9 protein-coding genes are annotated in these 17,195 nt (G+C 56.9%); 6 read left to right on the top strand and 3 right to left on the bottom strand.

The features are described 5' to 3' along the window. Positions 1–21: 21 nt before the first annotated feature. The 6 genes from H8527_RS08380 (at position 22) to H8527_RS08355 (ending at position 11,490) form a co-directional block, all read left to right on the top strand. On the top strand, positions 22–2,757 hold the full coding sequence (locus H8527_RS08380) for a DNA gyrase/topoisomerase IV subunit A (protein WP_187547341.1): 2,736 nt from the start codon (positions 22–24) through the stop codon (positions 2,755–2,757). 18 nt (positions 2,758–2,775) lie between these two features. Then, positions 2,776–4,863 carry a hypothetical protein gene (locus tag H8527_RS08375; protein ID WP_187547318.1) on the top strand — a complete coding sequence of 696 codons (2,088 nt, stop codon included), beginning with the start codon at positions 2,776–2,778 and terminating at the stop codon, positions 4,861–4,863. Between the two features lie 855 nt (positions 4,864–5,718). Then, positions 5,719–6,780, top strand: a complete 1,062-nt coding sequence (locus H8527_RS08370; protein ID WP_187547316.1) for a TlpA disulfide reductase family protein — start codon at positions 5,719–5,721, stop codon at positions 6,778–6,780. A gap of 182 nt (positions 6,781–6,962) precedes the next feature. Further along, the gene (locus tag H8527_RS08365; protein ID WP_187547314.1) at positions 6,963–9,008 is read left to right on the top strand and encodes a protein-disulfide reductase DsbD; all 2,046 of its coding nucleotides are present in this window, start codon (positions 6,963–6,965) and stop codon (positions 9,006–9,008) included. Positions 9,009–9,123: 115 nt separating this feature from the next. Continuing rightward, positions 9,124–10,686, top strand: a complete 1,563-nt coding sequence (locus tag H8527_RS08360; RefSeq protein ID WP_187547312.1) for a YifB family Mg chelatase-like AAA ATPase — start codon at positions 9,124–9,126, stop codon at positions 10,684–10,686. Between the two features lie 54 nt (positions 10,687–10,740). Then, complete coding sequence (locus H8527_RS08355; RefSeq protein ID WP_187547310.1) at positions 10,741–11,490, top strand: outer membrane beta-barrel protein; 750 nt, start codon at positions 10,741–10,743, stop codon at positions 11,488–11,490. A gap of 622 nt (positions 11,491–12,112) precedes the next feature. Here the strand turns inward: H8527_RS08355 and H8527_RS08350 are convergent. The 3 genes from H8527_RS08350 to H8527_RS08340 all read right to left on the bottom strand — a co-directional run bounded on the left by H8527_RS08350 (position 12,113) and on the right by H8527_RS08340 (position 17,189). Then, positions 12,113–13,264: a glycosyl hydrolase 53 family protein gene (locus tag H8527_RS08350; RefSeq protein WP_187547308.1), complete on the bottom strand. Its 1,152-nt coding sequence runs from the start codon at positions 13,262–13,264 to the stop codon at positions 12,113–12,115. A gap of 52 nt (positions 13,265–13,316) precedes the next feature. Beyond that, positions 13,317–15,812: a glycoside hydrolase family 2 TIM barrel-domain containing protein gene (locus tag H8527_RS08345; protein ID WP_187547306.1), complete on the bottom strand. Its 2,496-nt coding sequence runs from the start codon at positions 15,810–15,812 to the stop codon at positions 13,317–13,319. A 153-nt stretch (positions 15,813–15,965) separates the two neighbouring features. Then, entirely contained in the window at positions 15,966–17,189 is a 1,224-nt protein-coding gene (locus H8527_RS08340) for a hypothetical protein (RefSeq protein WP_187547304.1), read from the bottom strand. Positions 17,190–17,195: the final 6 nt, after the last annotated feature.

Raw genomic sequence — 17,195 nt, 5'->3', positions numbered from 1 at the left:
ATGTCCAACAATATCCGAACCATGAGTGAAGATTTCAAAGATACAGAAGCACAGGACGAAGTGTCCGAAGTGCTCGAACATTCCACCTACGACCCCAAAACCGAAGACCGAGGCGAAGGCCCCATCAGCGTACACCCGCTCACGGGAATGTACGAGAAGTGGTTTCTTGACTATGCCTCCTATGTCATCCTTGAGCGTGCCGTTCCTCATTTGGGCGACGGGCTCAAACCCGTGCAACGCCGCATACTTCACACCATGAAGCGTATGGATGATGGACGCTACAACAAAGTGGCGAATATCGCCGGTGAAACCATGAAATTTCACCCTCATGGCGATGCCTCCATCGTCGATGCCCTCACGCAGATGGGGCGGCAAAATCTGCTCATCGACTGCCAAGGTTCGTGGGGCAACATTCTCACCGGCGATGAAGCTGCCGCCCCGCGCTACATCGAAGGACGCCTCACCAAGTTTGCCCTCGATGTCCTCTTCAATCCCAAGACCACGGAGTGGAAACTATCCTACGATGGGCGCAACAAAGAACCGGTGGCGCTCCCCGTCAAATTTCCCCTCCTTCTTGCTCAGGGAGCGGAAGGCATTGCCGTCGGGCTCAGTGCCAAAATCCTTCCTCACAATTTTGGCGAACTCTGTCAAGCGGCCATCCACTACTTGCGTGGAGAGGCATTTCAAGTCTATCCCGACTTCCAAACGGGCGGTTTGATAGATGTTCTCAAGTACAACGACGGTCTCCGTGGAGGCAGTGTGAAGGTGCGGGCGCGCATCGAAAAGCGCGACAGCAAAACGATTGCCATCACCGAACTTCCCTATGGAAAAACGGTGGACACCCTCAGCGAAAGCATCAAGAAAGCGGCCGAAAAGGGACGCATCAAAATTCGGAAGATTGAGGATTTTACTTCCGAAAAGGTGGAAATCCTTATCCACTTGGCGCCCGGCGTGTCGAGCGACAAGACCATCGATGCACTCTATGCCTTCACCGATTGCGAGGTGAGCATTTCGCCCAACTGCTGCATCATCGACGACGACAAGCCGCGTTTCGTCACGGTGAGCGAGGTGCTCAAGTCGAATGTCGAAAGCACCAAAGAACTGCTTCGCCGTGAGTTGGAAATCCGTCGCGGCGAACTCCTCGAAAGCATGATGTTTGCCTCTCTTGAGCGCATCTTCATCGATGAGCGCATCTATAAGGACAAGGCTTATGAGAATGCCGCCGATCTCGAAGCCGCTCTCTCTCACATCGACACCCGACTCGAACCTTTCAAAAAGGATTTCGTGCGTGAAGTCACTCGCGACGACTTGCTTCGTTTGCTCGAAATCAAGATGGCCCGCATCCTGAAGTTCAACAAGGCCAAGGCCGACGAACTCATTGCGCGCATCAAGGCCGAAATCGCCGAAATCGAGCACGACCTGGCCCACATGACCGACGTCACCATCCGCTGGTTTCAGTACATCTTCGACCATTATGCCGCCGACCACCCGCGCCTCACGGAAATGCGATCGTTCGACACCATTGAGGCGGCCAAAGTGGTGGAGGCCAATGAAAAACTCTACATCAATCGGGCCGATGGATTTATGGGAACTTCCTTGAAAAAGGACGAATTTATCGACAACTGTTCCAACATCGACAACGTCATCATCTTCTATCGCGATGGCACCTACAAGGTGACGCGTGTGGCCGAAAAGGTCTATATTGGGGAGACGGAACGTTCCAAGGCGGAGAAGCGGAAAGCCGAGGTCGTCCACATCGCGGTGTTTAAGAAGAACGACCAGCGCACCATCTACAATGTGGCCTATCGCGATGGAAAAGAAGGCGCTTTCTACATCAAGCGCTTCAACGTGACCAACCTCTCTCATGAGCGCGAGTACGACCTGACCACCGGCAACCCCGGTTCGAAGATTTACTATTTCAGTGCCAATCCCAATGGAGAGGCCGAAACCATCAAGGTGACGCTCAAGCCCAATCCCAAATTGCGCCGCATCTTCTTCGAGAAGTCTTTCTCCGAGCTCGCCGTCAAAGGGCGCAGCACGAAGGGCAATCTCCTCACCCGGCTTGATGTCCATCGCATCACGCTCAAAGCCCACGGCGGTTCCACTCTCGGCGGGCGCAAAGTGTGGTTCGACCACGATGTCCAGCGCATCAACTTCGACGAGCGCGGCGCCTATCTGGGCGAATTTCACTCCGACGACCAAGTTTTGGTGGTGCTCGACAACGGTGATTTCTACACCACCTCCTTCGACCCCAACAACCACTATGAAGCCACCGGCCTGCTCCGCGTGGAGAAGTTTTCGGAAGAAAAGGTCTGGACGGCCGTCCTCATCGATGCCGACAACGACAACTACCTTTACATCAAGCGTTTCAACTTTGAGCGTACGGCCCAAACCCGTCACCTCAACTTCTTGGGCGACAATCCCAACTGCCGCTTGATGGCCCTCACCGACCAAGCCTATCCGCGCTTCCGTGTTGAGTTTGCCGCCCCCGACGATTTCCGTGAGCCCATCGAGGTCGATGCCGAAGAGTTCATCGCGGTCAAGGGATTTAAGGCCAAAGGCAAGCGCGTGACCACTTTCGGCATCGCCAAGGTCGAAGAGTTGGAACCGACCCGACACCCCGAACCTGATGCTGAAGCCGAAGAACCTGAAAGTGCCGATGAAACCGTCGACAATAACGAAAATGTGGTTGCTCCTCCCCGCCAGACGAGCGATGACATCATGGACGACTTGACGGGCCAATTCAAGCTCTTTTAGCCCAAATCCCCTCTGCCCATGAGTGTGCGCCTGTCCTCCGTCTTGCGCACGATGCTCTGCTGCTTCGTGTTCCTCCTGCCCTGCTCCTTGTGGGGACAGGTGGCCGATGTGCCGCAGCGAGAGACCTTCATCTCGTGGGAGGACTTTGCCACGGACTATCTGCTGCCGCGCGAGGAGGAAGAGGTGCTGCTGCCGGCCGACACGCGCAGTGGAGAGTTGGACGACTTGCTGGCGCTCTATGAGCACCCTCTGCCGCTCAACTCCGTGACGCGCGACGAACTGCTGGTCATTCCCTTCCTCCGCCCTGAACAAGCCGATTCCATCGTGGCCTATCGCGGCCGTCTCAAAGGCTTCCATTCCCTGGGAGAGTTGATGCTCGTACGCCAACTTTCCTACACCGAGCGCCGATGGCTCTCGCTCTTCGTCTTTGTCGACCCGCCCGAAAGTCCCTCACCGACTTGGCGGGAACGAGCTTTTGGCGGACATCATCAGGTGGAGTTGTGCGCGGACTTTCCGCTCTATCGTCGGGCAGGATTTACGGTACTGAAACCCGATGGAACCGCCCGAAATCCGCAAACCCTCTACCTCGGTCACCGTTTCGGCCACACCTTGCGCTATCGCTATGCCCATCGCACGGGGGTGAACTATGGCCTGACGCTGCAAAACGATGTGGGCGAACCCTTTGGCATGCGCGGCAATCGCCCTTACGACTTCACCTCCTTCCATCTTGTCCTCGGTCGCACCGGCAGCCGTCGGCAACTCTTCCTCGGCGACTACCGCGCGAAGTGGGGGCAGGGGCTCTTGATAGGGCGACAATTTCTGCGCTCGCCGCTCTTACTCTTACAACAACCTTCCTATCCGACTGCACGCTTGTCGCCCCACACCGGGAGCGACGAGGTGCAGTTTTTGCGTGGTGCGGCGGTTGCGATCCGGGGACGGCACTGGGCGTGGCAAGTGCTGGTGAGCCACCGTCAGCGGGATGGCCGCACCGAGGGCGACACTGTGCGCTCTTTTTTGACCTCGGGGTTGCACCGCTCCCTTCGCGAGTTGTCGCGCCGCAATGTGGTGGGCGTCTTCACCTTCGGCAGTCGTCTCGAATGGCGCAACCCGCGTGGCACTTTCGGCCTCAATGCCTATGCGCAGCATTACGACAAGTTCGTCCTTCCCCGCCCCAAACTCTATAATCTCCACTCCCTGCGTGGGCGGTCGGCGTATGGGATGAGCGTAGATTATGGATGGGCGGGACGAAAATGGTATCTTTCCGGCGAAACTGCCGTAGATGCCCAAGGCCATTGGGCGACCACCCACACCGCGCAGATGGAGCTGCATCCAGCCTTCCGTCTGACTTCCCAACTGCGGTGGCTGTCGGCGGCGTTTGTTTCTCCGCTGGGCGAAACTTTGCAACAGGGCACCCACACGCAAAATGAGATGGGGGCTTTCCTCGGGTGGCAGTGGGAAGGCCTCCCTCGTGTCGAAATGCGTGGTTTCATCGATGTCTTTCGCTTTCCGCAACCCACTTTTCGAGCCGATACGGCCTCCCAAGGTTTCGGGGTGCTGTGGGAGGCGGTCTATCACCAACGAGATGCCCTCTTGCACACCCTGCGCTATCATGTCAAAGCACGGCAACAAAACATTCCCCGCCATGCCCCACATTTGGAGTATCAAATCACTCACCACCTGCGATGGCAGCTGCGATCCGAAACGTCCCGACGCTTTTGGCAGTTGGCCATGGATGTGGCGGCCCATCATCGGCAGACCCATCCCCACCCCACTTGGGGCGGTATGTGCTCTGCACGTGTGGGGCGCACCTTCGGGCGTGCCGTGCGCCTCAGTGCATTTGCGGGCGTCTTTCTCACCGAAAATCATGCCACACGCCTCTATGCCTACCTCCCCCAACTGGCGGGAGTGGGGGCTTTTCCTCAGTTTTCGGGCCGTGGCTGTGCGCTGGCTTTGGTGGGCCACTGGGAGCCTTCGCCCCACCTTCGTGTGCACCTCCGCTGGGGCTGGACACGCTATTTTGACCGTGCCACCATCGGGCAGGACATGCAGAAAATCTTCTCGCCGCAACAACACGATTTGGCGCTGGCCCTCCGCTACCGCTTTTGAGGATTTTGCCCATGTATCGGTAGGTTTTTAGGGTGGAACATCGCTTCTCGCGCGCACGCGTATACCCTGTATGGTTCGTGTTTTTCTCCTTCAATCCTTCACCTGTTGAGCTATCTTGCTGTCATGCAGGGAGTTGTGGGTGAAGGCAACAGGGGAGATTGCCTTCACCGAGGTGTGGGTCTCGGCTTTCTTTCTGACGTATTGGAAAGGTGTTGATTTTGAGGGATTTATCTGTTGGGGTGAAGGCAGTGAAGGAAAAATACAGGGAAATCGTGTAGTGTATGGCGCGCACGTGAGGAGTGCAGATTTTGCTCAGAGATAATTATTTTTCTCTCAGAGATAGATGAAACTACCTCAGAGGTAGATTCTACTCCATTTGAGGTTTGTGTAGATGGGGGGGACGGAAAGTGTTAAACTTGTGTTAAAGTCTGGTTCTTCCGGCTGATTTCGCCGGCGAGATGTCTATATCTAAACAGAGGGAACGAGTATCGGGTGAAGTTGTCATTTTGTAGGATGTGAGCCGATTTGCGGGATTTCTGTCCGTAGGAGACTCGCTTTTTGAATAACTCCGCCTCGTGGTTTGAGCCAAAGAACGTAAAATGTTTGTGAATGTCAGCGGAAAACCTTATTTTTGCCGTCAAATCTTGTCGCTTCCGCGATTTCTATTTTAGGATGCTGCGCGCGCCTTTTCCACAGCAGCCTCATCATCGATATTCGCCCCCTTCGGGGACTTGCTGCATCCTACGTGGTTACGTGTAGGCGGGTGGTAGTATCATGTCTGCCGGTGCTCCACGTTGGTGTCGAATACCTTATTTTTGATTGAGAACTCCTCTCTACTTATCACATTTTAACGATATGAAAAAAATCTCCCTCTTTCTCCTCTTTGCTGCCTGCACATTGTCAGGCGCTGCACAACGCTACACCGTGACGGGCAAAGCCTCTGCGGGTGCAAAAACAGCCTATCTTCTTAACGTGGCCCATCAAAATGCCGACTCTGTGGCAGTGGCCGCCGATGGGACGTTCAAGTTTGACGGCGATGCCAAAGGTGATGTATTTGCCTTTGTGCGCGACGACAAGGGCAAGAGCACCGAAGTGGTGCTCGATGGAGCCATCAGTGTAGATCTCGCCACACAGGTGGTGAGCGGTACGCCTGAAAACGCGAAACTCAACAGCTATTCGAAAGAGATTGCTCCTCTGCTGGCGAGCGTGATGGACGCCGTGACCTATCTCAAAGCCCATCCCGGCGAAAGAAATGCCGAGGTGGAGGCGAAAGAGAACCTCTACGAAGAGAATGTCCACAAAATCGGCGATATTGCCAAGCGTGCTGTCAGCGAAAACCTCACCGAGCGCTTTCCCGCCATCCTCGTGGCACAATATGGCAGTTTGCTGGAAGAGAGCGATTTGGCAACCCTTGCCGCCCTCAATCCGGCATCGTTCAAAGAAAAACTCCTCGCTCCCATCGTGAAGCGAGTGGAAGCCGGGAAGCGTCGTATGCCCGGTCTGCAATATACCGACCTGAAAATGCCCGACCCCAACGGCATCGTGAAGAGTCTTTCGGACTATTGCGGTAAGGGCAACTATGTGCTTGTGGACTTTTGGGCATCCTGGTGCGGACCTTGCCGCGCAGAAATGCCGGCTGTGAAGGCACTTTATGACAAGTACAAAGGCAAAGGGTTCGACATTGTGGGCGTTTCGTTCGACCGCGACAAGATGGCTTGGACCGGTGCCATCAAGAAGCTCGACCTGCCCTGGCACCACATTTCCGACCTGAAAGGGTGGGAGAGTGAAGCCGCTTCGGTCTATGGCATTTCGGGCATCCCTGCCACGCTCTTCGTAGGACCTAAGGGCGAAATCATCGCTTTCGGCCTCCGTGGAGAACAACTGAGCGACAAACTCAAAGAAATCTACGGCGAATAAAATCATCTGCTTTCTATATTTGTTTCAATTTTTCGTCAAGTCGTCTTTGTGAGGAAGGAGTGTAGCGAGCTACACGACTGATGGACAAAGGCAAGATGGCGGAAAAGGGAAACAAAGATGGTGTCAAAGTAGAGAATATCCTACGCAGAAGATAGTTACGATTAATTTTTGAAGACCTACTTATGCAACGTAAGTTTTTCCTTTCGCTCCTCGTGTTTCTCGGAGCGACGGTGTCGGCGTTGGCGCAAATCTCATTTAGCGTGAGCTACAAGCGCGTCAGTCCCACCGAGATAGATATTGTGTTCAGCGGTAAGGCCGCCTCGGGTTGGCACATCTACGGCACGAACATCGAAGATGGTGGCCCTACCCGTGCCACTTTCGGTACCGACCAACTCAAAGGAGTTCGTCTCAAAGGCGGCCTTAAAGAAGGCCCCGGTATCAAGAAGAAGCACGATGCGATTTTTGATATGCCCGTGACTTATTTTGAGAAAACCGCGGTGTTCATTCAGCGCGTCGAACTGACAGCGAAGGACTATTCGCTGAAAGGTTATCTCACCTATGGCGCGTGCAACGACCAAAACTGCCTGCCCCCGACCAATGTGGACTGCAACGTTTCCGGCAGTGACGGCCCCAACAAGACCGCGGCCGAAGCCGCTGCCGTCGAAAAGTCTGGTGCAAACCCTATGGAGGCTGCCGTGTTGCTAAAATCCGACTCGGCAGCCACCCCAAAAAGCGCAGCACCCGATAGCAGCCTGGCGGCTGTCGCTCCGATGGACAGCCTTTCCGCACAGCAACTTTGGACTCCCGTCATCGACCGCCTGCAAGCTTTCGGCGGCAACGAGCACGGCACGACCAACAAGGGCTTCCTCGTCATCTTTGGCTTGGGCTTCTTGGGCGGTTTGCTCGCGCTGGTCACCCCTTGCGTTTGGCCGATTATTCCGATGACGGTAAGTTTCTTCATCAAGCGCAGCAGCGACCGCAAAAAGAGCATCCGCGACGCCATCACCTACGGCATTTCGATTGTCGTGATTTATGTGGCGCTCGGGCTGATCATCACCTCCATCTTCGGAGCATCGGCGCTCAACGACCTGTCGACCAATGCGGTGTTCAACATCCTCTTCTTCTTGATGTTGGTGGTGTTTGGTGCTTCCTTCCTCGGTGGCTTTGAAATCACCCTCCCCTCCAAGTGGAGCAATGCCGTCGATTCCAAAGCATCGTCCACAACGGGCTTGTTGAGCATCTTCTTGATGGCCTTCACGCTGGCTTTGGTGAGCTTCTCCTGCACCGGCCCCATCATCGGTTTCTTGCTGGTAGAAGTGTCCACTTCGGGCGGAAGCAATTTGGCGCCGACCATCGGCATGTTGGGCTTTGCTCTCGCTCTCGCCCTGCCCTTCACCCTCTTTGCCCTCTTCCCCACACTGCTCAAAAAGACCAGTCGCGGTGGTTCGTGGATGAACACGGTGAAGGTGACGCTCGGCTTCCTCGAACTGGCCTTTGCGCTCAAGTTCTTCTCCGTGGCCGATTTAGCCTATGGATGGCGTTTGCTTGACCGCGAAACTTTCCTCGCCCTTTGGATTGCGCTCTTCACCCTCCTTGCGCTCTACCTCTTCAAACTCGTGAAGTTCCCTCACGACGATGCCGATGAGCGCAACACGACCGTGCCCCAATTCTTCTTGGGTATCGCCTCTTTGGCCTTCGCCATCTATATGGTACCGGGACTGTGGGGGGCACCTTGTAAGGCAGTGAGTGCTTTTGCACCGCCCATGACTACGCAGGACTTCAATCTGGATCAGGTGAAGGTGGAAGCCAAATTCACCGACTACGAAGCCGGAATGAACTACGCCCGTCAGCAAAACAAGCCGGTACTCATCGACTTCACCGGTTTTGGCTGCGTGAACTGCCGTAAAATGGAAATGGCCGTTTGGCACGATGCCAAGGTACGCGACATCATCAACAAGGATTATGTGCTCATCTCGCTCTATGTTGACGACAAGACCAAGTTGCCCGAACCTATCGTGGTGAACGAAAACGGCGGACAGACCACCCTCCGCACGGTAGGCGACCGCTGGAGCTATCTGCAACGCACCAAGTTCGGCGCCAACGCTCAGCCTTTCTATGTGTTGCTCGACGGCAACGGCACCCCCATCGGCCCCAGCCGCAGCTACGATGAGAATATCGATGCTTACGTCAACTTCCTTCGCAACGGACTGAAGGAATACGCCAAATAAACTAGACTTTCTGTAAAAGTCGGAGATGAGAAGGGAATTCTTTTCATTTCCGACTTTTCTTTTGCCCTAAATCGAGAGAAATTGCTAACTTTGCTCGAAAACCTAATTTCGCCTTATGCTATCGACCATTCACTCCATCGCCATCAACGGACTCAGTGCCTCCCGTGTGCTCATCGAGGTCAATGTCAGCCCTGTGAAAGGGCCGCGTGAGCCTGTCTACATCATGGTCGGCCTGCCGGACAATGCGGTCAAAGAGAGCAAAACGCGGGTGCGGTCGGCCATGGAAAACAGCGGCTACGGCATCAACGGCGCGGCAGATATCGCCGTGAATTTTGCTCCTGCCGATGTTAAAAAAGAGGGCAGCGGCTATGATTTGCCGCTGGCCATCGGCATTTTGCAGACGCACGACCTGCTGCGCATCGAGCAGGAACGGATGGAGCGCTGTCTTTTCCTCGGCGAACTCGGTTTGAACGGCGATTTACGGCCGGTGCGGGGCGTGTTGCCGGCCGCTATTTTGGCGCGTCGTTTGGGCTATGAAGCGATTTTCGTTCCCGAAGAAAATGCCCGCGAAGCCGCCGTGGTCGACAATCTCCAAGTGTTTGGCGCCGGCAACCTCCGCCAAGTGGTCGAGCATTTGGAAGGTGTGAACCTCATCACTCCGACCGTGGTTAATACCCGCGAGGAGTTTTATGCCGCCCAAAACCGCTTCTCTCACGATTTTAAGGACGTGAAAGGGCAGGAGGTGGCGAAGCGGGCTTTTGAAGTGGCGGCCGCCGGTGGTCACAACCTTTTGTTGGTGGGAAGTCCGGGCTGCGGAAAGAGCATGATGGCCAAACGCCTGCCTTCCATTCTGCCGCCCCTCTCGCTGGCCGAAAGTTTGGAAACCACGCAAATCCACTCTGTCGCTGGCAAACTTCAACGCAACGATACCCTCATCTCCACCCGCCCTTTCCGCGCACCGCACCACACCATCTCTGATGTAGCGCTCATCGGAGGCGGAGGCAATATCCAACCGGGGGAAGTGAGCCTTGCCCATAACGGGGTACTTTTTCTCGACGAGTTTCCCGAATTTTCAAAAAACGCCCTCGAAACCCTGCGCCAACCGCTCGAAGATCGGCATATCACCATCTCTCGTGCCAAATACACCGCCACGCTTCCCTGCTCGATGATGCTGATTGCCGCCATGAACCCCTGTCCCTGCGGCTATTACAACGATCCCTCCCACGAGTGTTCCTGCCGTCCGGGACAAGTGCAGCGCTACATGAGCCGTATCAGCGGCCCGTTGCTCGACCGCATCGACCTTCAAGTAGAGGTGACTCCGGTGCCGGTGAAAGAACTTTCCAGCGCGCCCGAAGGTGAAAGTTCGGCCGAAATCCGCGCCCGTGTCATCGCCGCCCGAGAGCGGCAGACAGCCCGCTTTGCCCAAACACCCCGCGTCCACTGCAACGCACAAATGGAAGCGCCCCACATTCGCGAGTTTGTACACCTCGACGACGGCGCACGGCAGTCGCTCGAAACCGCCATGAACCGCCTCAATCTTTCGGCACGCGCCTATGAACGCATCTTGAAAGTAGCCCTCACCATTGCCGACCTCGCTGCGTCCGATGTGGTTACTTCCGTCCATATTGCCGAGGCGGTGAGCTACCGCAATCTCGACCGCAGCACATGGGGCGAGTGACGCGCTTCGCTCCTCCCTCAGTCTTTCTCCTCCCTTTTTCCAACACGCTCCACTATGCACAAGTCCTTCCTCCTTCTCTTTTTTGCCCTCCTGCCCTTCTCGCTCTCAGCCCAGCATCTCTTCCTGCAACTCGGAGGTGGTTTTGCCGGCCACTACAATGCCCATCGCCCCGTAGGCGCTACCCAAGTCGCCCTTGGCTACGAGTTTGAGCTTGATCAGCATTGGGCGCTTGCCCCCTCCTTTGGCTTTGCCGGAAAAGGTTGGGAAGAGGCCGACCGCCTCACGCCCGACCTCCTCTACGATGCCGCAGGACAGCCACGCCGCAATGCAGCCGGCGAACACCTTCAGCGCACCGATGCTCAAGGCCGACCTGTGGAGAGCACGATGCACCGCGACTACACCGCCCACTATCTCCAACTCGACCTGCCGCTCCACTACTACCACCGCCTTGCCGAACATCGCTATCTGCGCTTCATGGCCGGTGTCTACACCGCCTATGGCGTGGGAGGACGGCGCCGCACTCGTGGCGATGGGACGGCGGCCGGCGAGCGCAAAATCAGTTATACCGACCCCACCTTCTCGCTCAGCGGTAGCCGTCGCTTTGATGCCGGACTGAAAGCCGGTGTGGCTTACCAGTTTCCTACGGCCCTCACCGCGGGAGTGGAAGCCAACTTTGGACTGCTGCCGGTCAATCGCCTGTCGTCGGATTTCACGAAGAAAGGACGCAATGTGTCACTTTTGCTTACCTTTACCTATCATTTCGACCGCAAAAAGCACATTTCTGCACCTGCCGATGCCTTTTGATAGTGGGAAAAGGAAGGAGAAATGGGCCAAAAGCATCAAAATCACCACTTTTGGGTATTGCATAGGCTTCAGAAAGTGCCTACCTTTGCAGTGCAATCTGATAGCAAGGCTGCTTGGTTTCAACGCTAAGTTCTGCGCCGTCAGAGTAAGAATTTAAATTGTTATGTCTATGTTCGAAAGAAAGGCTGTCTTCAGTGGAAGATGGCCTCTTTCGTGTTTATAGAAAAGGGAATCTTCGGTCATTCCGAAGATTCCCTTTATGCAACTATGGGGAGAATTGATTTTTCTCTGAGGTAGTTTCTTCTACCTCAGAGGTAGTTCGCTTTATCTCGGAGGTAAATTTCCCTCCTTCCTATCCTTTTCTCTCGCGCGTACGCGCGCGCTACTACTATAAAACATTGTTTTTTGCCTTCATTGCCTTCACCGAAAGGCGTAAACTGCTGATAATGATGGAGTTGTTGGTGAAGGGAAATCCTGTGAATGAGGTGAAGGATGGAGCACCTCTTGCCTTCACCCGCAATCTCCTGTCTCTCTGCGACTTACCTCTCCCGGTGAAGGAGTGAAGGCAAAATACACACGCTATTGTAGAGAGCGCGCGTACGCGCGAGGGAAAAGGTAGACATCAAGGTTTCAGTACATCAAAGAGTGGTGTGGGACGCCCCTCGGGGGTGAATGCTCCCATGTCGTAGGCTCCCCAGTTCCATTGGGCATAAGAAGCCGGACGCCAGCGACCGTCGGCCAGCGGTTCCCAGTAGAACCAGCCTGCGCAGTGGGACGAAGCCTTTGTGGCGCGATAGAGTTGCTCAAACCACTGCTTGGACTCGGCAGGCGTCGAGAGCGGCATGCCACATTCCGAGACGAGGACCTTGCAGCCGTAGCGCTGCGCCACAAAGGCCATGTTTTCCATCGCTGCATCTATCAGTTCGCTGCCGCTGTGGAGCACCACCTGCTGTCGGCGGGTTTCCGACCAAAAGGATTGCTGTTTCCAAGCGCCGTTCTCCCAATAGCGGTGTTCCGTCGGGTAGATCGACATGCCAATCAGGTCGAACTTTGCCCCATTGTTGCGGAGCAGGTCAAGGTTCCATTTGAAAAGCCCCGAATCGTAGCCTTTGGCCAAGTGGACCACCACCAGCACATTGGGAAACACCGATTTTGCGGCTTCACAGCCGGTGCGGAAGAGGGCGGCATACTGCGCCGGCTTCTGAGTTGTGCCCATTTCGCCGAGCATCCCGTTGTTCGTCTCGTTGCCCACCTGGACCCACTGCGGCGTCACACCCGCCTGCTTCACAGCGGTGAGCACATCGGTGGTGTGCCGGCGCACGTCCTTTTCCAGTTCGCTGAAAGCATGCCCCTGCCAGGCTTTTGGAATTTCCTGCCGGCCCGGGTCGGCCCACCAGTCGGAGTAGTGGAAGTCGATCATCACGGCCAGTCCTGCCGATTGGGCAGCCTTCGCTTTGCGCACAACATCGGCCGTGTTGCAGAAGTTCACCCCTTTGTTTTCGGGGTTCACCCACACCCGCAGGCGCACAGCGTTCATCCCCAGTTCGCGCATCAGCACCGGGGCCTCGCGCTCCTGTCCTTGGGTGTTGTAGAACTTACGGCCATCGGCCGCCATTTCGGTGTACCACGAGATGTCCGCCCCATGGGCAAATGCCACTTTTTCAGGGAGAGATGGGGCTATGGGAGGCGTGGGTTGCGGTGTTTCGTTGCCACCGGAACAAGAAACGAAGAGGGAGAACAGTGCTCCCAAGAGTGAAAAACGTGTGGTCAGCATAAGCAATCAATAGGTTGAGGGGTGAAAAGTAAGGTGTTGCAGAACAAAAGCACTATTCGACACGGAGTGAAAGGCGGGCAGACTTCAACCCTTTGGCCGAGGCTTCGAGGGTGAGTGTGCCGGGCATCTTTCCGGCTTGGATGATGGCGGTGCACTGCCCCGAGAAGGCGTGCATCTGCGGGAGGTGGAAGAGGTCGAGCGAAGCAGCGTCGCCGTTGGCGGCCGCACGGTATTGTCCGGCACCTTTCACCTTGAAGCGTACCAAGTGGGTTGCATCGGGGCAGAGATTGCCGTCCTTGTCCACCACAGAGACGGTGACATAGGCCAGGCTGTTGCCATCGGCCGGAAGGGTGGATGTATCGCCCGGATAGACGGCCGGCGTGAGCTGCAAGTGGTGGGGCGCTCCTGCTGTGTGGAGGGTGCGCTCCTCGGCCGGGCGACCTTGCGCATCGTAGGCCACCACACGCAGTGCTCCGGGGGCATAGACCACCTCGTTCCACATGAGGCGGTAGCGGGCTTCGATGCTGCCGTCTTTGATGGTGGCAGGATCGGGATTGTCCATCGAGGGAGTAGGGCGCGAGGCGTGGCGCTTCCGCCCTTGACTCACTCCGTTGACAAAGAGTTCGGCTTCGGGATAGTTGGTGTAGACATAGATCGGCGTGATTTCCCCTTCGCGCCCCGGCCACGTCCAGTGGGGTAGCACGTGCAGGGTGGGGGCTGTTTTGTTCCAAACGGAGCGGTAGAGATAGTAGCGGTCCTTGGGCAGGGAGGCGAGGTCGACAATGCCGAAGAGGGAGGCGTGAGAAGGCCAGGCATCGGTGTCGTAGGGCGAAGGTTCACCGAGGTAGTCGAAGCCCGTCCAGACAAACTGCCCCATCGTCCAGGGATAGTCTTCGGCGAGGGCGAAATCGACATCGGGGGTGTTCGACCACGAACAATACTCTGTGTCGTAGCCCGACGACTGATGGTCGGGATAGATGGCATCGGACTTCAGCACAACAGGAAACTTGTAGACACCACGGCTGCTCACCGTCGAGGTCGTTTCCGAACCGAGCACCACATTTTGCGGCAGACGGCGATAGGCTTCGGTGTAGCGGTGGGCACGGTAGTTGAAGCCCGGCACGTCCATGATGGCGGCGAACCCATTGTCGAGCACACAACTCACTTGGTCCATACCGCAGGTGACGGGGCGCGTGGGGTCTTCGCGATGGCAGATGTCGCGAAGCATCGTGGCCACCTTGTAGCCTTCGGCCGAACACTGCGTGGGCACTTCGTTGCCGATGCTCCACATCACCACGGCGGGCGAGTTGCGATACTGCCGCAGGAGGTTGACCATGTCGCGTTCCGCCCATTCGTCGAAGTAGCGGTGATAGCCGTTCTCGCACTTGGCGATGTCCCACTCGTCGAAGGGTTCGAGCATCATCATGAAACCCATCTCCTCACAGAGTTGCACGAGTTCGGGGGCGGGCATGTTGTGGGCGGTGCGGATGGCGTCGCAGCCCATGTCCTTGAGGATGGCGAGCTGGTGGCGGAGGGCACTCACATTGACCGCTGCCCCGAGCGGGCCGAGGTCGTGGTGGTTGCAGACGCCGCGAAACTTGCGCAGCCGACCGTTGAGGAAAAATCCCTTGTCGGCCACCACCTCGATGCTGCGCACCCCGAAGCGCGTTTCGTAAGTGTCGCGGAGCACGCCTTCGGTGTAGACTTCTGTCACGGCGCGGTAGAGATGAGGCGTTTCGGGCGACCAAAGGCGGGGGCGCTCAATGATGAAGTTTTGCGTGATGGGCAACCCATGCGCCACATAAGCCTCGTTGGTCTTGGCCGCCACCACGTGCCCTTGTTCGTCGCGCAGGGTGGTTTTGAGGGTGAGCCGGGCAGTGTCGGCCCCTTCCACGTGGGTCTTCAAGCAGACGGAGGCATAGTCTTCTGCCACGTGGGGCGTGGTGAGCTGTGTGCCCCAGACGGGCACATGGATGCGGTCGGTTTCGACCAAGCGCACGTTGCGGTAAAGTCCCGCCCCGGGATACCAGCGGCTCGACTGCGGTCGATTTTCCAAACGAACGGCAAGTGTATTGGGCTGGCCGTCGGTGCGGAGCAGTGGGGTGATGTCCACATGGAAGGAGTTGTAGCCCAACGGCCAGAAGATGGCTTCGCGCCCATTGACATAGACGCGGGCTTCGCTCATCGCCCCATCAAACACGAGGCTCACCCGGCGGCCGGCGGTGGGCGTGAAGGTGCGGCGATACCAGCCCACGCCAACGTAGGGCAGTCCGCCGGTGCGACCGGTCTTTACCGTGGCCTGCGTCTCGCCGTTTTGCGTCACGGCGACGGTTTGCAGGTCGTGGCTGCGGTCGAAGGGGCCGGTGATGGCCCAGTCGTGGGGGATGCTGACGCGTGTCCACGTGCGGTCGTTGTAGTCGGGAGTTTGTGCGCCGGGCGCATCGCCACGATGGAAGGTCCACCCCTCGGTGAGCAGGGTAGTGGTACGTTGCGCTGTGAGCGAAAGGGCCGCGCAGCATAGGGAAAGCAGGAGCAGGGAGCGTTTCATAGGAAGATAATGATGAGAATAGGTCAGGCAAAGATACGAACTTTTATTCACTCTCACAAACTATACGGCAACGCCCACCCTCATCGGCCGAAGAGGCAGGAGGGTGGGCGCTGTTGTCTTAAAGAGGTGAGCGGTGCTTGACCGCAGGAAGGTTTAGTACTTCACGATGGCGTAGGGGTTGCCCTTCACGGTGATGACAGGACCTGCGGACTTACCGGTGGCGGGGTCGTAGACGTAGAAGCCCGAAGCCTTTTCGTTGGCACTGCCGAAGATGACCTTACCCTTGTAGGCATAGACTGCCACGGCGTGCGGGTTGGAGATGGGGAGATCCATGATGCGGCGGATGGTGCGGGCTTTGAGGTCGATGATGGCCGGGGCCGACGACTTCGCACCGTAGGGATTGCTCATTCCGGCAGGGTCGAGCTTGTAGGAATTGACGTAGGCGTAGAGTTTACCGTTGCCGCCGTAGTAGACGGCCGAGAGGAAGTCGGCGCCCGTGGGCAGTCCTTCGACGGTGGTGGCGCTGAGGTCAATCACATAGTCGGGGTCGAAGTCGGTCTGTCCCTTGCGGATGCGCAGGATACCGCCCTTGAAGCCCGGCTTCAAGCCGAAACTACCGATGCAGTTGACGTAGATGTCACCAGCTTCGTCCATGAACATCGAATAGGGGTCGATGGGGCGCGTGGCAAAGGAGAGTTCGTGCTTCTCGTCCTTGATGTGTTTGACGAATTTGTCGGTCTTGGTGTCGATGAGGGCGAGTTCAGCCATCTTGTGGTTGGGCATCCATTGGGCGTCAAACTGCGAGAGACCAACGTAGAGCAGGCCGTCGCGTTCGAGCATCGTGGCCGGTGCCACGCGGGTGTCGGGGTGAGCCAGGCTGTTGAGGTCGATTTCGCCCGTCTTGGTCATCGTAGTGGGGTTGAACACCATCACCTTGCCCAGGTTTTGGAAGGCCACGTAGGCTTTCGTGTTGCTCACCTGCACCACATTGCAAGCGCCTGCACCGCCGGGGAGCGTGAGTTCGCCTTGTGGGATGAACTTTCTGTCCTTGTTCACCTTGTAGCGCGTGAGGACGGCCTTGTTCTGCCCCATGTAGTCGGGGAGGACGTAGACGTTCTTGCCGTTCACGATGATGGGCGTGCCGAAGCCTGTGGGGATGGCGTTGCTGTTGTCGTAGGTCGCGGTGTTGAGATTGGGCACGGCTTGGAGATAGCACGAACCGCTGGCACCTTCGGGATTGGTGACGGAGGTGGCAAAGAGCAGCCCGTCGAAGTCGGCCGAAGCGGGTGGGGTGGGCGTAGGCGTGTCGTTGGATTTGTCGCAGGCCGTGAGCAGTGCTGCACTGCACAGGGCGAGAAAGAGAGATTTGAGTTTCATGTTGAT

The organism is Alloprevotella sp. Lung230, assembly GCF_014385435.1.
GTDB lineage: Bacteria > Bacteroidota > Bacteroidia > Bacteroidales > Bacteroidaceae > Alloprevotella.
This window is presented reverse-complemented; position numbering and strand designations above follow the sequence as displayed.